Genomic DNA, 21,552 nt, shown 5'->3' on the forward strand with positions numbered 1-21,552 from the left:
CCCGAACAGGGAGTGCGGGCGTCGTTGTCCGCGAGCCGTCATGACCGGTCACGGTGGAACGCTGTCCTCGATGCGCGGGTACGCTCGTGCGGAGTCGGGCTACCTCCGAACAGAAGGGCACCCACATGATCGAGTTCCGCTCGGTGCGCAAGACGTACCCGGACGGCACCAACGCGGTCGACGACTTCAGCCTCGTCATCCCGTCGCGGACCACCACGGTCTTCGTCGGCTCCAGCGGCTGCGGCAAGACCACCCTGCTCCGCATGATCAACCGGATGGTCGACCCGTCGTCGGGGACCGTCGAGATCGACGGTGAGGACGTCGCCGGGGTCGACCCCGTGCAGCTCCGTCGCCGCATCGGCTACGTCATGCAGAACGCCGGCCTGCTGCCGCACCGCAAGGTCGCCGACAACATCGCGACCGTGCCGCTCCTGACGGGTGTCCCGAAGGGCGAGGCCCGTGCCCGGGCGCTCGAACTGATGGACACCGTCGGTCTCGACCGGGCGTTCGCGGACCGGTACCCCTCGCAGCTCTCCGGCGGACAGCAGCAGCGCGTCGGCGTGGCCCGCGGCCTCGCCGTCGACCCGAACGTCCTGCTCATGGACGAGCCGTTCGGCGCCGTCGACCCGCTCGTCCGCAACGACCTGCAGGACGAGCTCATCCGGTTGCAGCGCGAGCTCGGCAAGACCGTCGTCTTCGTGACCCACGACATCGACGAGGCGTTCAAGCTCGGCGACCAGGTCGTCATCCTCAAGAAGGGCGGCGAGATCGCGCAGCTCGGGACCCCCGCCGAGATCCTCGCCGAACCGGCGGACGACTTCGTCGCGAACTTCATCGGTGCCGGCCGCGGTCGGCGTGCCCTGCGCGTCGAGCAGACGCCGACCGGCCCGATCGTCGTCGACGGCGACGGCCGGGCAGCCGGTGTGCTCACCGGTCCGGTCCAGGTGGTCGACGCCGCAGCCGCGGTGCCACAGGCAGCAGAGGCCGGGGCGCGTGACACCGCCCCGGGTGCTCCGGCGCAGGGTGGGGGACCGCGGTGAACTGGATCCTGTCGAACCTCGACACGATCAGTGACGCCACGATCGCGCACCTCGCGATCGCGATCCCACCGATCATCATCAGCTTCCTGCTCTCCATCCCGATCGGCTGGGTGGTGGTCCGACTGCAGCGCACGGGCGGATCCCGCTTCGCCGCCGGTCTGGGCAGCGGCATCGTGACCTTCGCGGGTCTCCTCTACGCGATCCCGTCGCTGGCGCTGTTCGTCGCCCTGCCCGGCATCATCGGGACGAGCCTGCAGAGCCCGGTCAACGTGATCATCAGCCTGACGATCTACGGTCTCGCGCTCATGGTCCGGTCGACGGTGGACGGCCTCTCCTCGGTCGACGCCGGCACGAAGGCAGCCTCGACCGCCATGGGGTACTCGGGCGTACAGCGCTTCTTCCGCGTCGAGCTCCCGCTCGCCGGTCCCGTGCTGCTCGCCGGCCTGCGGGTGATCGCGGTGTCGACGATCTCGCTGACGACCGTCGGTGCGGTGCTCGGCATCCAGAGCCTCGGTTCGCTGTTCACCGACGGACTCGCGCGCGGCATCTACGAGGAGATCCTCTCGGGCATCGTCATGGTGCTCGTGCTCGCCTTCGCCCTCGACGGCCTGCTCGTGCTGCTCGGACGGCTCGTCATGCCGTGGACACGGCGGGCGCCCCGGAGCCGTCGCGCCGCGCGTCGGGTCCTGCAGCGAGCGGAGGTCGCCTCGTGATCATCGGACAGGCGTTCGGCTGGGTGTTCGACCCGGCCAACTACACCGGCGTCAACGCGATCCCCGAGCGGCTGTGGGAGCACGTCTGGATCACCCTGCTCGCCGTGGTGATCGCGGCCGTGATCGCGGTCCCGATCGGGTACGCGATCGGGCACACGGGCCGGGCACGCGGGGTATCGATCGCGCTGTCCGGCGGCATCAGGGCCCTCCCGACGCTCGGCGTGCTGTCGCTCTTCGGCCTGCTGCTCGGCATCGGGCTCGAGGCACCGCTGCTGGCGCTCGTGGTCCTGGCCGTCCCGTCGGTGCTCGCCGGGGCGTACGCGGGGATCGAGTCCGTCGACCCGGTCACGATCGACGCGGCGAAGGCCCAGGGCATGACCGGGTGGCAGGTGCTCTGGAAGGTCGAGATCCCGCTCGGGCTGCCGCTGCTCATCGGTGGCGTCCGGTCGGCCGTGCTCCAGGTCGTCGCCACCGCCACCCTGGCCGCCTACGTCGGCGCCGGGGGACTGGGCGGCTACTTCTTCCTCGGCCTCAAGACCCAGGACTACGCCGAGATGCTCGGCGCGTCCGTCCTCGTGATCGCGCTCGCGATCGCGTTCGAGATCGTGTTCGCCGCGCTGCAGCGGGCGTCGGTGCCGAAGGGCACCCTCGACCCGTCCGCGCGGCAGCGCCAGGGATCGCGCGAGCGAGCCCGCAATCCCATCCCGGAAGGAAACCCATCGTGATCACAGCACGGATCCGCGTCGCCCTCGCCGCCGCAACGGCACTCGGCGTCGCCGCAGCCCTGACCGGCTGCTCCTCTGGTGACCCGCTCAGCAGCGGCTCCAGCGCGTCGTCCGACTCGAAGACGATCGTCATCGGCTCGCAGCAGTACTACTCGAACGAGATCATCGCCGAGCTCTACGCGCAGGTGCTCGAGAAGGACGGCTTCACCGTCGAGCGCAACTTCAACATCGGGCAGCGCGAGGTCTACATCCCGCAGCTCGAGAAGGGCGCGATCGACGTCATGCCCGAGTACAGCGGCAACCTGCTGCAGTACTTCGACAAGGAGTCGACGGCCAAGAGTGCGGACCAGATCGACGAGGCGCTCGCGAAGGCCCTGCCGAAGGGTCTGCGGGTCCTCGACGAGGCCGACGCCACCGACCAGGACAGCTACACCGTGACGAAGCAGTTCTCCGAGGAGAACGACGTCACGAGCCTGGCCGACCTGAAGGACGTCAAGGAGAAGCTGACCGTCGGCGCGAACTCCGAGTTCCAGACCCGCCCGTACGGCCCCGAGGGCCTGAAGTCGGTCTACGGCGTGGACGTCGACTTCAAGGCGGTCGAGGACTCCGGCGGCGCCCTGACGGTGAAGGCGCTCAAGGACGGCACCGTTCAGCTCGCCGACATCTACAGCGCGGACCCGAGCATCAAGGCGAACGACTTCGTCTCGCTCAAGGACCCGGAGAACCTGATCCTGCCGCAGAACGTCATCCCGGTGGTCTCCGACAAGGTCGACGAGAAGGCTGCGGACGCCATCGACGAGGTGAACGAGAAGCTCACCACCGACAAGCTCATCGAGCTCAACGAGAAGAGCGTCACGGACAAGGAGAAGGCCTCGCAGATCGCGAAGCAGTTCCTCCAGGACGAGGGTCTGCTCTAGTCGCTCGGCGCTCTGCGCCGATCAGCACTGAACGACAGGTGTCGGGCTTCGGCCCGGCACCTGTCGTCGTTCACGCGGAGGATGATCGAGCACCGTCGTTCCGCACGGTTGTGCCGACCACTGCTTGTGCACGTTCGTGCAGAGTGCCCCTCTACAACTTGTCGAAGCAGGTGTCCCGGCGGTAGCGTGGAGGTGTCCCGACGGGGTGACAAGTACCAGTTCCTCCTCCCGGAAGAGGCATCTCTCGTGCACGAACAGCGCGCGGCGGACCGGCTCGGACACGCCGCATGAACGACATCCTCGATCCCCTGATCCTGTCGCGGTGGCAGTTCGGTCTGACGACGATCTACCACTTCCTCTTCGTCCCGCTGACGATCGGCATGGCGCTCGTCGTTGCCGTCTTCCAGTCGGCGTGGGTGCGGACCGGGCGCGCTCACTACCTCCAGCTGACCCGTTTCTTCGGGCGCATCTTCCTCATCAACTTCGCGATGGGCGTCGTCACCGGAATCGTCCAGGAGTTCCAGTTCGGCATGAACTGGTCGAACTACTCGCGGTTCGTGGGCGACGTCTTCGGTGCCCCGCTCGCGCTCGAGGGCATCCTCGCGTTCTTCTTCGAGGCGGCGTTCATCGGCATCTGGATCTTCGGGTGGGACCGCCTGCCGCGGGCGCTGCACCTGGCGAGCATCTGGTGCGTCAGCGTCGGCACGATGATGTCGGCGTACTTCATCCTGGCGGCGAACGCCTTCATGCAGCACCCCGTCGGCTTCGCGATCAACGAGGCGAAGGGCCGCGCCGAGCTCACCGACATCTGGGCCGTCCTGACCAACAAGGTCGCGCTGGCCGCCTTCCCGCACACGCTCTTCGGGGCCTTCATGGTCGCCGCCTCGGTGATCATCGCGGTCGCGGCGTGGCACCTCGCACGCAACCAGAACCTCGAGACGATGATGCCGGCGCTCAAGTTCGGCATGTGGACGATGCTGGCGTCCGGCGCGCTGACCGTGCTGTCCGGCGATCAGCTCGGGCTCACGATGGTCGACACCCAGCCCATGAAGATGGCCGCGGCCGAGGCGCTCTACAACACCTCGACGGGCAAGGACGCCTCGTTCTCGATCTTCACGCTCGGCACCCCGGACGGTGTGCACGAACTGTTCTCGATCCGCATCCCGTACCTGCTCTCGTTCCTGTCGACGCACACCTTCACCGGCACGGTCGAGGGCGTCAACGACCTGCAGGCGCAGTACACGCAGGTGTACGGCCCCGGCGACTACAAGCCGATCATCTGGGTGACCTACTGGTCGTTCCGGTGGATGATCGCCCTCGGTGTCGGGGCGGTGCTCGTGTCGGTCGTCGGCCTGTGGCTGACCCGCAAGGGCCGGTTCCCGACGCAGCGCTGGGTGTGGCGCATCGCCACCTGGTCGGTCCCGCTGCCGATGGCCGCGATGATCATGGGCTGGGTCTTCACCGAGATGGGCCGCCAGCCGTGGCTCGTGTTCGGGCTGCTCCGCACGGCGGACGGCGTCTCGCCGAACGTCACCGGGGTCGAGGTCCTCATCTCCCTGGTCGTGTTCACGCTGATCTACGGCGCGCTCGCGGTCGTCGAGTTCCGGCTCATCAAGAAGGTCGCGCAGGAGGGCCCCGCCGCCCCTGCGAAGGTCGACGAGGTCACCGGCGAGGTCGAGCACGAAGTGACGGTGTACTGAGATGGATCTGCCAGTCCTGTGGTTCGCGATCGTCGGACTGTTCTTCGTCGGGTACTTCGTCCTCGACGGGTTCGACTTCGGTGTCGGGATGTCCCTGCCGTTCCTCGGCAAGGACGACACCGACCGCCGTGTGCTCATCAACACGATCGGCCCGGTGTGGGACCTCAACGAGACCTGGGTCATCGTCGCCGGGGCCTGCTTGTTCGCGGCGTTCCCGGAGTGGTACGCGACGATGTTCTCCGGCTTCTACCTCGCCCTGCTGCTCATCCTCGTGGCGCTCATCGCCCGTGGGGTCTCGTTCGAGTACCGCCACCAGCGGAAGCACCCGGAGTGGAAGCGCCGGTTCGACCTGATGATCATCGTCGGCAGCGCCGTGCCGTCGTTCCTGTGGGGCGTCGCGTTCGGCAACGTCGTCCGCGGGATCCCGATGGACGCCGGGCACAACTTCACGGGCACGTTCCTCGACCTGCTCAACCCGTTCGCGCTGCTGACCGGCCTCGCGACCCTGATGGTGTTCTTCACGCACGGCGTCGTGTTCGTCGCACTGAAGACCGAGGGTGAGATCCGCGTGCGGGCGAAGCGCCTGGCGACCCGGGCGGGCGTGCTGACGATCGTCGTCGGTGCCGCGTTCCTGGTGGCGATGGCGTTCGTGCGGGCGACGCCGGCGAGCCTGGTGCTCTCGGTCGTCGCGGCACTCGCGCTCGTCCTCGCCGTGCTCTGCACCGCGTGGGGCAAGGAGGGGCGGGCGTTCACGCTGATGGCGGTCACGATCGCCGCCGTGGTCCTGGCGATGTTCACCGCGATCTTCCCCGACGTCATGCCGGCGTCGAACGACCCGGCCAACAGCCTGACCGTGGTCAACGCGTCGAGCGGGCAGTACACGCTGACGGTGATGAGCTGGGTCGCGCTGATCTTCGTCCCGCTCGTGCTGGCCTACCAGGCCTGGACCTACTGGGTGTTCCGCAAGCGCGTCTCGCGGGCCCACATCGACCAGGCCGCGCACTAGGGGCTCCCGGTGAAGCCGCTCGATCCTCGTCTGCTGCGCCTGTCGCGTGCCGCGCGCTGGTCCGTCGTCGCGTCCGCGGGGACGGGCCTGGTCCGCACACTCGCGACGATCGGTGTCGCGTGGGGGATCGCGGCGGCCGTCACGCTCGGCGTCGACGCGGTGCGCGACGGCCGGCTCCCGGAGACGTTCGTCCCGACGCTGGCGCTGCTGGCCGGTGCGTTCGTCGTCCGTGCCGTCGCCGCGTGGGCGACGGACGACCTGGCGGCGCGGGCCGGGGCGACGGTGAAGAGCGAGCTCCGTGCGACCGTCCTCTCCCGGGCGGCCGAGCGCGGACCGTCCTGGCTCGCCGCCCGGTCGAGCGCCGGCTTCGCCACGGCGCTCGGCCCCGGGCTCGACGCCCTCGACGCGTACTTCGGGCGGTACGTCCCACAGCTCGCGCTCACCGCCGTCGCGACCCCGGTGCTCCTCGTCGCGATCGGGCTCGGTGACCTGACGAGCGCGGTCGTCATCGTGCTCGCGATGCCGGTGATCCCCGTGTTCATGGTGCTCATCGGTCTGGCGACCCAGGCGCTGCAGCGGCGGCAGGCCGACGCGCTCACCCGCCTCGGCGGCGCCTTCACCGAGGCGGTGGAGGGCCTCGCCACCCTCAAGGTCTTCGGACGTGCCCGCCGCCAGGTCGACCGCATCGGCACCGTCACCGACGAGTACCGGCGCGGCACCATCGGCGTCCTGCGTCTGTCCTTCGTCAGCGGCTTCGCCCTCGAACTCGCCGCGAGCCTGTCCGTCGCCCTCGTCGCGGTGTCGATCGGCGTCCGACTCGTCGACGGCTCGCTCGGCCTCGGCGCCGCGATGTTCGTCCTGGTGCTCGCCCCGGAGGCGTTCGCACCCCTCCGCCAGGTCGGCGCCGACTTCCACGCCGCCCAGGACGGCGTCGAGGCGTCCGGCGCCGTGCTCGACGTCCTCGACGACCGGGGACGCGACACGTCGACCAGCGCACCCGCGCCCGGCGCCCCGGCCGCCGCGGCCACCGACCTGGTGCTCGAGGGCCTGGTGGTCCGTCGCCCCGACGTCGTCGTCGGACCGCTCGACCTGCGCGTCGCGCCCGGCACCGTCGTCGCCCTCGCCGGGCCCAGCGGGTCCGGTAAGTCCAGTCTCATCGCGGCGATCCGGGGTGTCCTCGCCCACGACGGCACGGTGACGGTGCCCGGTCCGGCCGACGCCACCCGCGCCGACCGCACGACCTGGGGTGACCAGCGTCCGCGCCTGGTGCGCGGCACGGTCGCCGAGAACGTCGCCCTGCACACGCGACCCGACGACCACGACGTGCGCCGCGCCCTGGGCGAGGCGGGGCTGGGTGTCGAGCCGAGCCTCCCGGTCGGACCCGGGGGAGCCGGTCTCTCGGGCGGTCAGGCGCAGCGCGTCGCGGTCGCCCGGGCCCTGTACCGGGCGCGTCGCGCCCGCACCCCGCTCGTCCTGCTCGACGAGCCGACGTCGGCCCTCGACGCCGACGCGGAGCAGATCGTCGTCGACGCCGTCCGGTCGCTCGCCGCCGACGGCGCGGTCGTCGTCGTGGCGAGCCACCGCCCCGCCGTGCTGGCCGCCGCCGACGTCCGCGTCGACCTCCGCCCCGGCGGAGCGGTGACCGTGACGCACCGACAGGAGGCACGCTCGTGAGCCGGGAGGCCCGTCCCACCCCCGTCCTGCGGCTGGCGCTCCCGCACGGGGCCGGCTGGGCGAAGGCGGTCGCCGCCGGCACGCTCAGTGCGGTCTGTGCGGTGGCGCTCCTGGCGGCGAGCGGCTACCTCATCACCCGCGCGGCCGAGCAGCCGCCGATCCTCTACCTGACGCTCGTCATGGTCGGGGTGCGTGCGTTCGCCCTCGGCCGGGCCGCACTGCGCTACGTCGACCGGCTCGCCGGGCACGACGCGTCGTTCCGGCAGCTCGCCGTCGTCCGGACCGAGATGTACCGACGGCTCGCCTCGGTCGCGCCGGCCGGGCTCGGGGCGACCGGGCGCGGCGACCTGCTCACCCGGCTCGTCACGGACACCGACCGGCTGCAGGACCTGCCGATCCGCGTCGTCGGCCCGCTCGTGTCGGCCGGGGTCGTCGCCGTGCTCTCCGTCGTCGCGGTCGCGGTGGTCTGGTGGCCCGCGGCGGTGGTGCTCGTCGTCGCCCTCGCCGTCGCCGCGCTGCTCGGGACGGTCACGACCCTGTCCGTCGCGCGGCGATCGGACCGCGAGACGGCGGCCGAGCGCGGACGGGTCGCGGACCTGGTGCTCGACACCGTCCGGACCCTCGACGTGTTCGCCGCGTACGGCACGCTGCCCGACCGCCTGGCCGGCATCGCCGCGCTCGACGCCCGCGTGACCCGCGCCGTCCGGCGTCGTGCGACCGTCGAGTCGCTCGTCGGGGCCCTCGTCGGCCTGGTCGGTGGCGGCGCCGTCGTCGGGGTGCTCGCGGTCGGTGCTCCCGCGGTCGTCTCGGGCGCGCTGGACGGACCGCTCTGGGCGCTCGCCGTCTTCGTGCCGCTCGCACTCTTCGAGGTCGTCGGCGGGGTCCCGCTCGCCGTCCTGACGCTGCGCCGGGTCCGCGCCGCCGCGGAACGGGTCGAGGAGGTCGTCCCCGCGGAGATCCCGGCCGGCATCGTTCCGGAGCCCGACGTGCCGGCCGACCCGTCGGACCTCGTCGTCGACGGGCCGGTGCGGGTGGCGGTGCGGGACCTGACCGTGCGGTGGCCCGGCGCGTCAGCGCCCGCGGTGGACCGGGTGTCGTTCGACCTCCACCCGGGTGAGGTCGTCGTGCTCGAGGGGCCGAGCGGTGCCGGGAAGTCCACCCTCGTGGACGCCCTGGTGCGGTTCGTCGACCACGAGGGGTCGTACACGCTCGACGGGGTCGGGACGCGGTCGATGCACCCGGACGCGGTGCGCGCACGGGTCGGGCTCGTGGAGCAGGACCCGTTCGTGTTCGACCAGTCGGTGCGGCAGAACCTGCTCTTCGCGCGGGACACCGCGACGGACGCCGAGCTCAGCGACGTGCTCGACCGGGTCGGGCTCGGCCCGTGGGTCGCGGGGCGCGGTGGGCTCGACGCCCCGGTGGGGGAGCGCGGCGGACTGCTCTCCGGCGGGCAGGCGCACCGCCTCGCGCTCGCCCGGGCGCTGCTGCACGCGTTCCCGGTGCTGGTGCTCGACGAGCCGACCGCGGACGTCGACCCCGACCTCGGCGACGCGGTGCTCCGCGACCTCGTCGGTGCGGCGCGGCGGGCCGGACGCACCGTGCTGGTCGTGTCCCACGTGCCGGTCCCGGCCGACCTGGTGGACCGGACCCTGCGGATGCGTGACGGGCGCCTCGTCGAGGGGTGACCACCTGCCGGACGGAGGATGCGTCGGCGGGACCGGGGCGGGCCTCCAGGCCTTGTACCCTTGGTGATCGTGACCACCGAGCACTCCACTGCGAACGCAACCGAGCACCCCGCCGGACCCGCAGCCGTCGATCCCGACGCCTACGACTTCCGCCGCATCCAGGAGAAGTGGCAGCCCCGCTGGGAGGAGCTCGGCCTCTTCACGACCGACCTCGACGACTCGCGCCCGCGCAAGTACATCCTCGAGATGTTCCCGTACCCGTCCGGCGACCTGCACATGGGGCACGCCGAGAACTGGGCACTCGGCGACTTCGTGGCCCGCTACTGGCGGCAGCAGGGCTTCAACGTCCTGCACCCCATCGGCTGGGACTCCTTCGGCCTGCCCGCCGAGAACGCGGCGATCAAGCGCGGGGTCGACCCGGCGCAGTGGACCTACGCGAACATCGAGCAGCAGAAGGCCTCGTTCAAGCGCTACGCGCCGTCGTTCGACTGGACGACGGAGATCCACACGTCGGACCCCGAGTACTACAAGTGGAACCAGTGGCTGTTCCTCAAGATGTACGAGAAGGGCCTGGCTTACCGGAAGGACAGCTGGGTCAACTGGGACCCGGTGGACCAGACCGTGCTCGCGAACGAGCAGGTGCTGCCCGACGGCACCTCGGACCGTTCCGGCGCCGTCGTCGTCAAGAAGAAGCTGACGCAGTGGTACTTCGCGATCACGAAGTACGCGGACCGGCTGCTCGACGACCTCAACCAGCTCGAGGGTCGCTGGCCGGCGAAGGTGATCGCGCAGCAGCGCAACTGGATCGGCCGTTCGGTCGGCGCCGACGTCGACTTCGTCATCGAGGGGCACGACGAGCCCGTCACCGTGTTCACCACACGTCCGGACACCATCCACGGGGTGACGTTCCTCGTCGTGGCGCCGGACTCGGACCTGGCGGCGTCGCTGGTCTCCGTCGCCCCTGACGACGTGCGTGCCGACTTCGACGCGTACCTGACCGCGACGCAGAAGACCTCGGAGATCGACCGGCAGAACGCCGACCGGCCGAAGACCGGCGTGCCGCTCGGCCGCTCCGCGATCCACCCGCTCACGGGGGAGCGCCTGCCGATCTGGGCCGCCGACTACGTGCTCGCCGACTACGGCCACGGCGCCGTGATGGCGGTCCCGGCGCACGACCAGCGCGACCTCGACTTCGCCCGGGCCTTCGACCTGCCCGTCAAGGTCGTCGTCGACACGAACCAGCCGGTCACCGGTGCCATCCCGGTCATCCCCGAGGGGGCGACGCTCGAGGACCTGCCCGCGCTCGACCCCGTCTCGACCGGCGAGGCGCTCACCGGCCAGGGCCGGATGATCAACTCCGGGCCGCTCGACGGCATGTCGAAGCAGCACGCCATCACCGCGGCGATCTCCCTGCTCGAGGAGCGCGGGACCGGCCGGGCCGCGAAGACCTACCGCCTGCGCGACTGGCTCATCTCCCGTCAGCGCTTCTGGGGCACCCCGATCCCGATCATCCACGGCGCCGACGGCACCGAGCACCCGGTCCCGATGGACCAGCTGCCGGTGCGCCTGCCGTCGACCGAGGGCCTCGACCTCAAGCCGAAGGGCACCTCGCCGCTCGGTGGAGCGACCGACTGGGTGAACGTGCCGAACCCGGTGGACGGCACCCCGGCGCTCCGCGACACGGACACGATGGACACCTTCGTCGACTCGTCGTGGTACTTCCTGCGCTTCCTGTCGGCCCAGGACGACACGCAGGCGTTCGACCCCGAGGCCGCTCGGAGGTGGGCGCCGGTCGACCAGTACATCGGTGGCATCGAGCACGCGATCCTGCACCTGCTCTACGCGCGCTTCGTCACGAAGGTCCTGTTCGACCTCGGCTACCTCGACTTCACCGAGCCGTTCTCGGCGCTGCTCAACCAGGGCATGGTGCTCTCCGGCGGCTCGAAGATGTCGAAGTCGAAGGGCGGCGTCTCGCTCGGCGACGAGCTCGACGCGAACGGCGTCGACGCGATCCGACTCGTGATGGGCTTCGCCGGGCCGCCGGAGGACGACATCAACTGGGAGGACGTGTCGCCGTCGGCGTCGGCACGCTTCCTCGCCCGTGCCTACCGCCTGGCGCTCGACGTGACCTCGGCACCGGACGCCGTCTGGGCCGACGGCGACCGTGCCCTGCGCCAGGTGACGCACCGCTTCCTGGCCGACGCGCCGGGGATGATGGAGGCCTTCAAGTTCAACGTCGTGATCGCGCGACTGATGGACCTGGTGAACGTCACCCGCAAGGCGATCGACAGCGGCCCCGGCGCCGGTGACCCCGCCGTGCGCGAGGCCGTCGAGACGATCGCCCTCGCCCTCGCCGTCTTCGCCCCGTACACCGGCGAGGAGATGTGGGAGAAGCTGGGCTACGAGGCCACGGTCGCCACGTACGGCTGGCGGAAGGCGGACCCGACGCTGCTCGTGCAGGAGACGCTCACCGCGGTCGTGCAGGTCAACGGCAAGGTGCGCGACTCGTTCGAGGTGTCGAAGTCGATCGAGGCGGACGAGCTCGAGCAGCTCGCGCGGGCCTCGGCGAACGTGCAGCGGTACATCGGTGACCGCGAGATCGTCAAGGTCATCGTGCGGGCGCCGAAGCTCGTGAACATCGCGATCAAGGGCTGACGGCTCCCGGAGTCCTCCCCACCTGACCGGCCCGGCCGGTCCCTCCACAGGAGGGGCCGCCGGGCCGTCGTCGTCCCCGTGGCGGGACCTACCGTGCCGGGCATGACTGCTTCGTCTCCTGGAGGACCCGGTGCCGACGGGTCGTGGGCGTCCCGGTTCGCGCTCTCGCCCCGGGCGGCCGTGGTGCTGGCCGCCGTGGTGGTCGGGCTCGCGCTCGTGGTCGTCGCGATCGGGACCCTCGGGACGCGATCGACGGCCGGGGTGACGGTGACGAGCGCGCCCTCGACGGCGTCCGGCCGACCGGATCCGGGTCCGAGCACGGACGCCACGGGCGGCGCTCCCGGGTCCGGATCGCGCTCGGGATCGGCGAGTGCCGCGGCGGTCACCGTGTACGTGCTCGGCGCGGTGGTCCGGGCCGGGGTCGTCGAGGTCCCCGCCGGGACCCGTGTGGACGGCGCGCTGCAGCGAGCGGGGGGAGCCACGGCCGACGCCGACCTCGCCCGGCTCAACCTCGCTCGTCCGGTGGTGGACGGAGAACGCCTGTACGTGCCGCGGGTCGGGGAGACCGAGGTGCCCGAGGCGCTCCGGCCGGACGCGCCGGGTGCCGGGGGCGGGAGTGCCGCCGTCGGGGGTGGTGCCGGCGGCGCGGACGACACGGGCGCGGCCGTCGTCGACCTCAACACCGCCGACCAGCCGACGCTCGAGACCCTGCCCGGCATCGGCCCGGCACTGGCTGCCCGCATCCTGGCGTGGCGCGAGGAGCACGGCGGGTTCACGTCGGTGGACGACCTGCTCGAGGTCAGCGGCATCGGCGACACCCGCCTCGCCGAGCTGCGGGACCGGGTCCGGGTCTGAGTCGTGGAGGTGCAGCCGAGCCTCGTCGACCTGCGCCTGGCGGGACCGGTGGCCGTCGCGTGGGTCGAGGCGGCACTGCTCGTCGGGGCGCCGGGGCTCGCGTGGTGGTGCGCGACGACCGCGGCGACCGCCGGCACCGTGGTCGTCCTGGCGATCGTGATGCGGGGTCGGCGTGGGCGTGCAGCGCTGTCCGGCGGTCGCGGTGGTCTGCTGGGCGGCGTGCTGGGCGGCGTGCTCGTCGCGGCAGTGTGCTGCCTGCTCGTCGCGGTGGCGGTCGGGGTGGGCGCGGCGGCGCGGTCGCCGCAGGCGCTCGCCGACCGTGCCGGACGGACCGTGGCCGTCGAGGTCGTGCTGACCCGGGACCTCGCCCCCTCCGACCGGTCGACCACGGGCACGCTGCGGGCGATCGGTGACGTGGGCGGGCTCGAGGTCCCCGTGCGCGTGGTCCCGACCGGGCGTCTCCGTGCGTCGGCCGGAGCGGTGCTGCACGCCCGGGCGACGGTGCAGACCGACGACGGCGGCGCACCGACCACGGCGGTGGTGTTCCTGCGCGGACGTCCGACGAGCCTGCCGCCGACCGGACTGCTGGCAGCGTCGGAGCGCGTACGGCAGGCCTTCACGGCGGTGACGCGCGACCTGCCCGAACCCGGTGGCGCGCTGCTGCGCGGGCTGGCGATCGGGGACCGCAGCGGACTCGACCCGGCGACCGAGTCCGCCATGGAGACGACCGCGCTGACCCACCTCACGGCGGTCTCCGGCTCGAACTGCGCCGTCGTCGTCGCGCTCGTCGTGGCCGGGTGCCGGGCGCTCGGGCTCCCTCGGGTCCTCCGGGCGGCCGCGGCCGTCGGGTTCCTGGTGGCCTTCGTGGTGCTCGTGCGACCGGACCCGTCGATCGTGCGTGCCGCGGTGATGGCGGTGGTGGTCCTGGCGGTCCGGCTGTCGGGCCGCCCGCTCCGCGGGGTGCCGCTCCTGGCGCTCACCGTGCTCGGCATGCTCGTGGTGGACCCCTGGTACGCCCGGGCGCCAGCGTTCGCGCTGTCGGTCCTGGCCACCGGTGGCATCATCGTGCTGGCACCGCGCCTGACCGCCCTGCTCGCGCGGCGGTGGTGGCAGCCCGTCGCCGCGGCGGTCGCGATCCCCGTCGCCGCACAGCTCGCCTGCTGGCCCGTGACGGTCGTGCTCGCCCCGACCCTCCCGACCTACGCGGTCCCGGCGAACCTGCTGACGGAGCCCCTCGCGCCCGTCGTCACCGTCGGCGGGCTCGCCGCGTGCGTGCTCGCTCCCGTCTGGCCCTGGGGCGCCGCGGTCGTCGCGCACGTGGCCTGGGCTCCCGCGGCGGTCATCGGTGCGCTCGCGCACGGGGCGGCCGCACTGCCGGCGGCGACGCTCGACTGGCCCGCCGGACCGGTCGGAGCCGCGACGGCGGGGCTGGTCAGCCTGGCGGTCGCCGGTGCCGTCCTCGTGGATCCTCCGCGACGGACGTGGGCGCTGGTCGCGGCGGGTACCGTCGTCGCGATCGGGCTCGGACTCGTGGCCGTCCCGCGGCTCGTGGTGCGCTCGACCGTGCCGGGGGACTGGTCGGAGGTGGCGTGCGACGTCGGGCAGGGTGACGCCGTCCTGGTGCGCGACGGCGCCGGTCCGGTCGCCCTCGTCGACACCGGGGACGACGAGGAACTGCTGCTGCGGTGCCTCGACCTGGTCGGGGTCGACCGGGTCGACCTGCTCGTGCTGACCCACTTCGACCGTGACCACGTCGGCGCGGTCGGGGCGGTGGCGGACCGGGTGGCGAGGGCGCTCGTCGGTCCCGTCGGACGGCCCGAGGACGAGCGGGTCGTCGGGACGCTCGAGCGGGCCGGGGTCGAGGTCCGGACCGCGGACGACGGCACGTCGGGCACCCTCGGCGCGTTGCGCTGGCGGGTGGTGTGGCCGCGCGCCGGATCGTCAGCATCGGGCAACGACGCGAGTGTCGTCCTCGAGACCACCGCCGACGGACCCTGCCCGACCTGTGTGTCCGGGGTGTTCCTCGGCGACCTCGGGGAACAGGCCCAGCGCCGGCTCCGACCGTTGGTCGAGGCGCACCCGGACGTCGTCAAGGTCGCCCACCACGGATCGGCCGACCAGGACCCGGCGTTGTACCGACAGCTCGCGGCGCCGATCGGACTCATCGGCGTCGGCGCCGACAACACCTACGGGCACCCGACGGCGTCGGCGCTCGACGCCCTCCGCGCCGCGGGGACGACCGCGTTCCGCACCGACGAGCAGGGCACCGTCGTGGTCTCGCGATCGGCCGACGAATCGTTGCAGGTCTGGACCGAGCGGACGGCGCCGGCCACGACGACGGGGGTCCGTCCGGCGGGAGGTCCGTCTGTGGCGGCCCGTAGGATCGGAACAGGCCCCGACCAGCTCGCTCCGGAGCCGACGGAAGGAACGCATGCCCGCCAAGAAGCCCACGCGCGCCGCCGCGAAGATCGACCAGGTGCCGTGGTCCGGTGTCCGGCCGGCGCCCGTCGTGCTGGTCACCGGTCCCGAGCAGTTCCTGGCGGAGCGGGCGAGCAGCGTCCTCCGTGACCTGCTCGTCGGCGAGGACCCGGCGCTCGAGGTGCACGACCTCGAGGCAGACCAGTACGCCCCCGGCCTCCTGGCGACGCTCGCGAGCCCGTCGCTCTTCGGCGAACCGCGGCTCGTGCGGGTGACGAACGTCGAGAAGTGCACCGATGCCTTCATCACCGAGACGATCTCCTACCTGCAGGCGCCCGCTGACGACGTCACGCTGGTCCTGCGACACGGTGGGGGCATGCGCGGCAAGAAGCTGCTCGACACCATCCGCAGCGGGGTCGGCGGCGGCGTCGAGGTCCAGTGCGACGAGCTCAAGCGCGACACCGACAAGATCGACTTCGTCAACGCCGAGTTCCGGGCCGCCCGGCGGAAGATCGCGCCCTCGGCAGTCCGCACGCTCGTCGCGGCGTTCTCCGACGACCTCGCGGAGCTCGCGGCGGCGTGCCGGCAGCTGCTGGCCGACGAGGCCGAGGAGATCACCGACCGCACCGTCGACAAGTACTACGGCGGTCGCGTCGAGACCAACGCGTTCAAGGTCGCGGACATCGCGCTCGCAGGACGCTCGGCTCCGGCGATCGTCGAGCTGCGGCACGCCCTCGCGACGGGGGAGGCGCCGGTGCCGATCGTCGCGGCGTTCGCGAGCAAGATCCGCACGATGGCCAAGGTCAGCGCCTTCCGCGGGCCGAGCGGCCAGGCGGCGTCCGCACTCGGCATGGCGCCGTGGCAGGTGCAGCGCGCGCAGCGCGACGTCGCCGGGTGGAGCGAAGCCGGGTTGGCGAACGCGATCACGAGCATCGCGGCGGCGGACACGGCGGTGAAGGGCGGCTCTCGCGACGCGCACTACGCGCTCGAGGTCATGGTCCGCACCATCGCCCGTCGCGGCGAGGAGCGCTGAGGCGGGACGCGCCTCCAGGCCGCACGTGGACGCCGAGCCGCGGCCGCCGTGCCCGTGCCCGCTCGTGCCGGTGCGGCGCCCGTGCACGCGCCCGCTCGTTCTCGCACGGGACGAACCACGGATCCGACATCGAACCAGCACCATCGGCTGGTTCGATGTCGGATCCGTGGTTCGATCCGCACGGGGTACCGCGCGCGGCGACGAGGCTGCGGCACAACGAGAAGCACCTCGCGCCACGGATCTCCGTGGCGCGAGGTGCTTCCGGTTGTTCTCGAGCGAGTCGCGCCGCGGCCGACCAGGCGCTGCCGCAGCGGTGCCGCCGCCGCCACGAGCGCGCCGTCGCCGCGGCCGACCAGGCGCTGCCGCCGCGCTGCCGCCACGAGCGCGGCGCCGCTGCCGCCGCGGCGCCACGAGCGCGCCGCGCCGCGCCGCGCCGCCACGCCCCGCCCGGACACGCCCCGCAACGACGAGAGCCCCGCACCATCGGTGCGGGGCTCTCGTGCAGGTGTCAGACGCTCAGAGCGCGGAGACCTTCTTGGCGATGGCCGACTTGCGGTTCGCCGCCTGGTTCTTGTGGATGACGCCCTTGCTCACGGCCTTGTCGAGCTTCTTCGCCGCGAGGGCCAGGGCCGCGACGGCCTTGTCCTTGTCGCCGGCGACGACGGCCTCGTTCGTGTGGCGGATGACCGTCTTGAGCTCCGAGCGGTAGGCCTTGTTGCGCTCCTGGGCCTTGAGGTTGGTCTTGATGCGCTTCATCTGCGACTTGATGTTCGCCATGCGTGTTGCTCCTTGTTCGTCTGCTACGGGTGGTCGCGACGTCGGGTAGAGGGGCCCTCTGTCGCATCGCGTTCCACCCGTGGGCGGGGAACGCGGAAGCCAGCCACCAACCCTACCAGCAGACCCACGGACCGCCAAAGCCCCGACGCGCCGCGCTCCGTCGCAGGGCCGCACGGTGGAAACGCCCCCGCAACACGGACGGGCTACCGTGACGAGGTGCCATCCCTCGCTCCACGCATCGACTCCGTCCCCGCCTCCGGCATCCGTCGCGTCTACGAGCAGGCGGCCCTGCTGCGAGCCGACGACACCGACGTCGCGATGCTCGTGATCGGTGAGCCCGACGTCCCGGTCGCGCCGCACATCGGCGAGGCCGCGCGCCGCGCGTGGACCGAGGACCGCACGGACTACACGCCGAACGGCGGCATCGCACCGCTCCGCGCGGCGATCCGCGACAAGCTCCGTCGCGAGAACCGCATCGAGGTCGACGTCGAGCAGGTCTGGACGACGATCGGCGCGACCCAGGCACTGTTCCAGGCGATGACCCTCGTGCTGAGCCCCGGGGACGAGGTCCTGGTGCCCGACCCCGGCTACACGACCTTCACGATGAACGCGCACATCATCGGTGCCACCCCCGTGCCGTACCGGCTCGAGCCGCAGCACGACTTCGAACCCGACCTCGCGGCACTCGAGGCGAGCGTCACCGAGCACACCCGTGCGATCGTGGTGAACTCGCCGTCGAACCCGCTCGGCTCGGTGTTCGGCGAGGACACCCTGCGCGCGCTGCTGGCCCTGGCGAAGCGGCACGACCTGTGGGTGATCAGCGACGAGGTCTACGAGTACTTCACCCACGGCACGCGTCACGTGAGCATCGCGGCCCTCGACGACGACGACCGGGTCTTCACCGCCTTCTCGTTGAGCAAGACGTACGCGATGACCGGTGTCCGGGTCGGCTACCTGGTGACGCCGAAGGGCATGGGGCCCACGATGCGCACGACGCAGGAGGCGATGATCAGCTGCGTCGCGGAACCGGACCAGTGGGCCGCGCTGGCGGCGATCGTGGGCGACCACCAGGCGGTGCAGGACGCACGCGAGCACTACCGTGCGAACCTCGCCGTCGCGAAGGAGGTCCTCGACGCAGCGGGCATCCGCTACCTCGACCCGCGCGGCGCCTTCTACCTGTGGATCGACGTCTCGCACGCGTCGCAGGGCGACGTCGCCGAGTGGGCGCTGGCGTTCCTGCACCGCGAGCACGTCGCGGTCGCCCCGGGCAGCGCCTTCGGTCGGTCCGGTGAGGGGTGGATCCGGGTCTGCCTGGCGGCGACCGTCGACGACCTCCGTCGCGGCCTGGGAGCGCTGCCGGCGCCCGCCAGCGTGACCGTCTGACGGACGGGAGGCCCGTGACGGGCACGACCACGCGCCTCCGGTCCGTCCTGCACACCGTCCAGGGCCCCGGCGCGCCTCCACAGGTCGGCCTGCGGTGCGCGCTGCCCGTGTGCAACCGTGGGACAATCGTTCGACCGCACCGACCCCCTGAGGAACCGTGAGCCCACAAGCATCCGCGCCGCTCGAGCCCGCCGCGACCCCGGCCGAGGCGATCCGCAACTTCTGCATCATCGCGCACATCGACCACGGCAAGTCCACGCTGGCCGACCGCATGCTGCAGATCACCGGCATCGTCGAGGAGCGGGCGATGCGTGCGCAGTACCTCGACCGCATGGACATCGAGCGCGAGCGCGGCATCACGATCAAGTCGCAGGCCGTCCGCATGCCGTGGGAGCTCGACGGACAGACCTTCGCCCTGAACATGATCGACACCCCCGGGCACGTCGACTTCTCGTACGAGGTCTCGCGCTCGCTCGCGGCGTGCGAGGGCGCGATCCTGCTCGTCGACGCGGCGCAGGGCATCGAGGCCCAGACGCTCGCCAACCTGTACCTGGCGCTCGAGAACGACCTCGAGATCATCCCGGTCCTCAACAAGATCGACCTGCCGGCGGCCGACCCCGACAAGTACGCCGCCGAGCTCGCGCAGCTCATCGGTGGCAAGCCGGAGGACGTCCTCCGCGTCTCGGGCAAGACCGGTGTCGGTGTCGCCGAGCTCCTCGACCGCGTGGTCCGGACCGTGCCGGCGCCGGTCGGCGACGTCGAGGCGGCCCCCCGCGCGATGATCTTCGACTCGGTCTACGACAGCTACCGCGGCGTGGTGACGTACGTCCGGATGATCGACGGCACGATCCACCCGCGCGAGAAGGTCCAGATGATGTCGACCCGGTCGACGCACGAGATCCTCGAGATCGGTGTGTCGTCGCCCGAGCCGAAGCCGACGAAGGGACTGTCGGTCGGCGAGGTCGGCTACCTGATCACCGGTGTGAAGGACGTCCGGCAGTCGAAGGTCGGTGACACGGTCACGACGGCGCAGAAGCCGGCGACCGAGGCACTGCCCGGGTACACGGACCCGAAGCCGATGGTGTTCTCGGGGCTGTACCCGATCGACGGTTCCGACTACCCGGACCTGCGCGAGGCGCTCGACAAGCTCAAGCTGTCGGACGCGGCCCTCGTGTACGAGCCCGAGACCTCGGTGGCGCTCGGCTTCGGCTTCCGCTGCGGCTTCCTCGGCCTGCTGCACCTCGAGATCATCACCGAGCGCCTGTCGCGGGAGTTCGGCCTCGACCTCATCACGACGGCCCCGAGCGTGATCTACGAGGTCACGAACGAGGACACGACCGTGACCGAGGTCACGAACCCCTCCGAGTTCCCGGGCGGTCGCATCGTCGAGGTCCGCGAGCCGATGGTCCGCGCGGCGATCCTCGCGCCGAAGGACTACGTCGGCGCGATCATGGAGCTCTGCCAGTCGCGGCGCGGGTCCCTGCTCGGCATGGAGTACCTGGGCGAGGACCGCGTCGAGATCCGGTACGAGATGCCCCTCGGCGAGATCGTGTTCGACTTCTTCGACCAGCTGAAGAGCAAGACGCAGGGCTACGCCTCGCTCGACTACGAGCCGACCGGCGACCAGGCCGCCGACCTCGTCAAGGTCGACATCCTGCTGCAGGGCGAGCAGGTCGACGCGTTCAGTGCGATCGTGCACCGCGACAAGGCGTACGCGTACGGCACGCTGATGACCGAGCGTCTCCGCAAGCTCATCCCGCGGCAGCAGTTCGAAGTGCCGATCCAGGCCGCGATCGGTGCGCGGATCATCGCCCGCGAGAGCATCCGTGCGATGCGCAAGGACGTCCTGGCGAAGTGCTACGGCGGTGACATCACCCGCAAGCGCAAGCTCCTCGAGAAGCAGAAGGAGGGCAAGAAGCGCATGAAGATGGTGGGTCGCGTCGAGGTCCCGCAGGAAGCCTTCATCGCAGCGCTCTCGGGCGATGTCGAAGAGAAGAAGAAGTAGCCGCTGCGAGCACGAGCAGCACGACGGAGCCCCGCCACGAGCGGGGCTCCGTCGTTCCCGGACCCGCTCGTCCCGGTGCGGTAAGCGGACGAGATCGGGGCGCAGTCCGCCGGGGGTTCGGGGGCGGCCGGCCTGGTCCTCCGCGGATGCGGTGGGTGGACCGGGCAGTCTGCCCGCACTCTGGGGGACCGGGCAGGTCACCCGATCTGTACGGTCGCATCTGTACCGAGGGCGACTGAAGACCCCTCAGTTCAGGGTGGACCCGGCCGCCCGGACCGTGCGTGCTCCTGCGCCACGGCGCTCGAGGACCCGGGGTGCACACGGAGGTGCGAACCACGATGTCCCGTCACGCAACGACCGTCCCCCGCGCACGGCGCCGACGGTCCGAACTCGTCCTGGTCGCCGCCGGCGTCGCTGCTGCGGTGGTGCTCGCCATGAGCTTCAGCGGCACGCTGTCGGTCTTCACGCAGGCCTTCCTGCACGGCACCAACACGGTCGCGACCTCGACCATCCAGATCGTGGAGACGACGGCGGACGGTTCGCCGGGTGCGTGCACGACCGCGGCCGACGGCACGGCGAGCTGCACCGACCCGGACCTCTACGGCGGCCAGTCCCTGCGACCAGGGGGCCGGTCGGAACCCCAGACGATCTTCTTCGAGAACACCGGGACGGCGACGCCCACCGGCTTCCGGCTGACCGGCGGACCGTGCGCGACCACGCCCGAGAGCGGGTCGGACCTGTGCCGCCAGCTCGTCGTGAAGATGACCTGGCGCGGCGCCGACGTGCTGCCCGCGTCCACGACGCCCGCGTACCTCGCGGCGAACGCGATCACGCTGCCCTACCCACCCGCCGCAGGCGAGCGCTACCCGCTGGCCGTGCAAGTCTCGCTCCCGGACGGGGCGACCGCGCCGACGTCGGGTGTGACCCTCTCACAGGCCCTCACGTTCACGTTCTCGGCCTGACGGT

At 71.7% G+C, this 21,552-nt stretch carries 16 protein-coding genes; 15 read left to right on the forward strand and 1 reads right to left on the reverse strand.

Features of this window, described 5'->3' with window-relative positions; translation table 11 throughout:
* Window positions 1–125 precede the first annotated feature (125 nt).
* From NI26_RS06470 to holA, 12 genes are all read left to right on the forward strand, one after another.
* Window positions 126–1,040: an ABC transporter ATP-binding protein gene (locus NI26_RS06470; protein WP_066653812.1), complete on the forward strand. Its 915-nt coding sequence runs from the start codon at window positions 126–128 to the stop codon at window positions 1,038–1,040.
* Entirely contained in the window at window positions 1,037–1,753 is a 717-nt protein-coding gene (locus NI26_RS06475) for an ABC transporter permease (RefSeq protein ID WP_066653814.1), read from the forward strand. Before NI26_RS06470 ends, NI26_RS06475 begins: the two co-directional genes overlap by 4 nt.
* On the forward strand, window positions 1,750–2,478 hold the full coding sequence (locus tag NI26_RS06480) for an ABC transporter permease (RefSeq protein ID WP_066658076.1): 729 nt from the start codon (window positions 1,750–1,752) through the stop codon (window positions 2,476–2,478). Before NI26_RS06475 ends, NI26_RS06480 begins: the two co-directional genes overlap by 4 nt.
* Window positions 2,475–3,395, forward strand: a complete 921-nt coding sequence (locus NI26_RS06485; protein ID WP_081984798.1) for an ABC transporter substrate-binding protein — start codon at window positions 2,475–2,477, stop codon at window positions 3,393–3,395. The genes NI26_RS06480 and NI26_RS06485 overlap by 4 nt, the downstream gene beginning before the upstream one ends.
* A 287-nt stretch (window positions 3,396–3,682) precedes the next feature.
* Window positions 3,683–5,095, forward strand: a complete 1,413-nt coding sequence (locus NI26_RS06490; RefSeq protein ID WP_066653817.1) for a cytochrome ubiquinol oxidase subunit I — start codon at window positions 3,683–3,685, stop codon at window positions 5,093–5,095.
* Between the two features lies 1 nt (window position 5,096).
* Entirely contained in the window at window positions 5,097–6,101 is a 1,005-nt protein-coding gene (gene cydB / locus NI26_RS06495; protein ID WP_066653819.1) for a cytochrome d ubiquinol oxidase subunit II, read from the forward strand.
* A gap of 9 nt (window positions 6,102–6,110) precedes the next feature.
* Window positions 6,111–7,775, forward strand: a complete 1,665-nt coding sequence (gene cydD / locus NI26_RS06500; RefSeq protein ID WP_066653821.1) for a thiol reductant ABC exporter subunit CydD — start codon at window positions 6,111–6,113, stop codon at window positions 7,773–7,775.
* The gene (gene cydC, locus NI26_RS06505; RefSeq protein WP_066653824.1) at window positions 7,772–9,460 is read left to right on the forward strand and encodes a thiol reductant ABC exporter subunit CydC; all 1,689 of its coding nucleotides are present in this window, start codon (window positions 7,772–7,774) and stop codon (window positions 9,458–9,460) included. The genes cydD and cydC overlap by 4 nt, the downstream gene beginning before the upstream one ends.
* Window positions 9,461–9,523: 63 nt before the next feature.
* Complete coding sequence (gene leuS / locus NI26_RS06510) at window positions 9,524–12,115, forward strand: leucine--tRNA ligase (protein WP_442854641.1); 2,592 nt, start codon at window positions 9,524–9,526, stop codon at window positions 12,113–12,115.
* Window positions 12,116–12,217: 102 nt separating this feature from the next.
* A complete protein-coding gene (locus tag NI26_RS06515; RefSeq protein ID WP_144411280.1) occupies window positions 12,218–12,970 on the forward strand; it encodes a ComEA family DNA-binding protein in 753 nt (250 codons plus the stop codon).
* Window positions 12,971–12,973: 3 nt separating this feature from the next.
* On the forward strand, window positions 12,974–15,538 hold the full coding sequence (locus NI26_RS16175) for a ComEC/Rec2 family competence protein (RefSeq protein ID WP_081984800.1): 2,565 nt from the start codon (window positions 12,974–12,976) through the stop codon (window positions 15,536–15,538).
* Complete coding sequence (gene holA / locus NI26_RS17165; RefSeq protein WP_235426614.1) at window positions 15,447–16,421, forward strand: DNA polymerase III subunit delta; 975 nt, start codon at window positions 15,447–15,449, stop codon at window positions 16,419–16,421. The genes NI26_RS16175 and holA overlap by 92 nt, the downstream gene beginning before the upstream one ends.
* Window positions 16,422–16,937: 516 nt before the next feature.
* Here holA and rpsT read toward each other — a convergent pair.
* Complete coding sequence (rpsT, locus tag NI26_RS06525) at window positions 16,938–17,198, reverse strand: 30S ribosomal protein S20 (RefSeq protein WP_066653830.1); 261 nt, start codon at window positions 17,196–17,198, stop codon at window positions 16,938–16,940.
* Between the two features lie 216 nt (window positions 17,199–17,414).
* Between rpsT and NI26_RS06530 the strand changes: the two genes are divergently transcribed.
* The 3 genes from NI26_RS06530 (at window position 17,415) to NI26_RS06540 (ending at window position 21,548) form a co-directional block, all read left to right on the forward strand.
* Window positions 17,415–18,581, forward strand: coding sequence for a pyridoxal phosphate-dependent aminotransferase (locus NI26_RS06530; protein ID WP_066653834.1), 1,167 nt, complete (start codon window positions 17,415–17,417; stop codon window positions 18,579–18,581).
* A 157-nt stretch (window positions 18,582–18,738) separates the two neighbouring features.
* Window positions 18,739–20,586 carry a translation elongation factor 4 gene (lepA, locus tag NI26_RS06535; protein WP_066653837.1) on the forward strand — a complete coding sequence of 616 codons (1,848 nt, stop codon included), beginning with the start codon at window positions 18,739–18,741 and terminating at the stop codon, window positions 20,584–20,586.
* Between the two features lie 338 nt (window positions 20,587–20,924).
* On the forward strand, window positions 20,925–21,548 hold the full coding sequence (locus NI26_RS06540) for a hypothetical protein (protein WP_144411281.1): 624 nt from the start codon (window positions 20,925–20,927) through the stop codon (window positions 21,546–21,548).
* The last annotated feature ends 4 nt before the right edge of the window (window positions 21,549–21,552 follow it).

Origin of the sequence: Curtobacterium sp. MR_MD2014 (assembly GCF_000772085.1) — a bacterium.
Classification (GTDB): Bacteria; Actinomycetota; Actinomycetes; order Actinomycetales; family Microbacteriaceae; genus Curtobacterium.

Coding starts and splice junctions, on each gene's coding strand:
- NI26_RS06470 (WP_066653812.1), top strand. CDS start 126: ATGATCGAGTTCCGCTCGGTGCGCAAGACGTACCCGGACGGCACCAAC.
- NI26_RS06490 (WP_066653817.1), top strand. CDS start 3,683: ATGAACGACATCCTCGATCCCCTGATCCTGTCGCGGTGGCAGTTCGGT.
- cydB (WP_066653819.1), top strand. CDS start 5,097: ATGGATCTGCCAGTCCTGTGGTTCGCGATCGTCGGACTGTTCTTCGTC.
- NI26_RS06515 (WP_144411280.1), top strand. CDS start 12,218: ATGACTGCTTCGTCTCCTGGAGGACCCGGTGCCGACGGGTCGTGGGCG.
- rpsT (WP_066653830.1), bottom strand. CDS start 17,198: ATGGCGAACATCAAGTCGCAGATGAAGCGCATCAAGACCAACCTCAAG.
- NI26_RS06540 (WP_144411281.1), top strand. CDS start 20,925: ATGTCCCGTCACGCAACGACCGTCCCCCGCGCACGGCGCCGACGGTCC.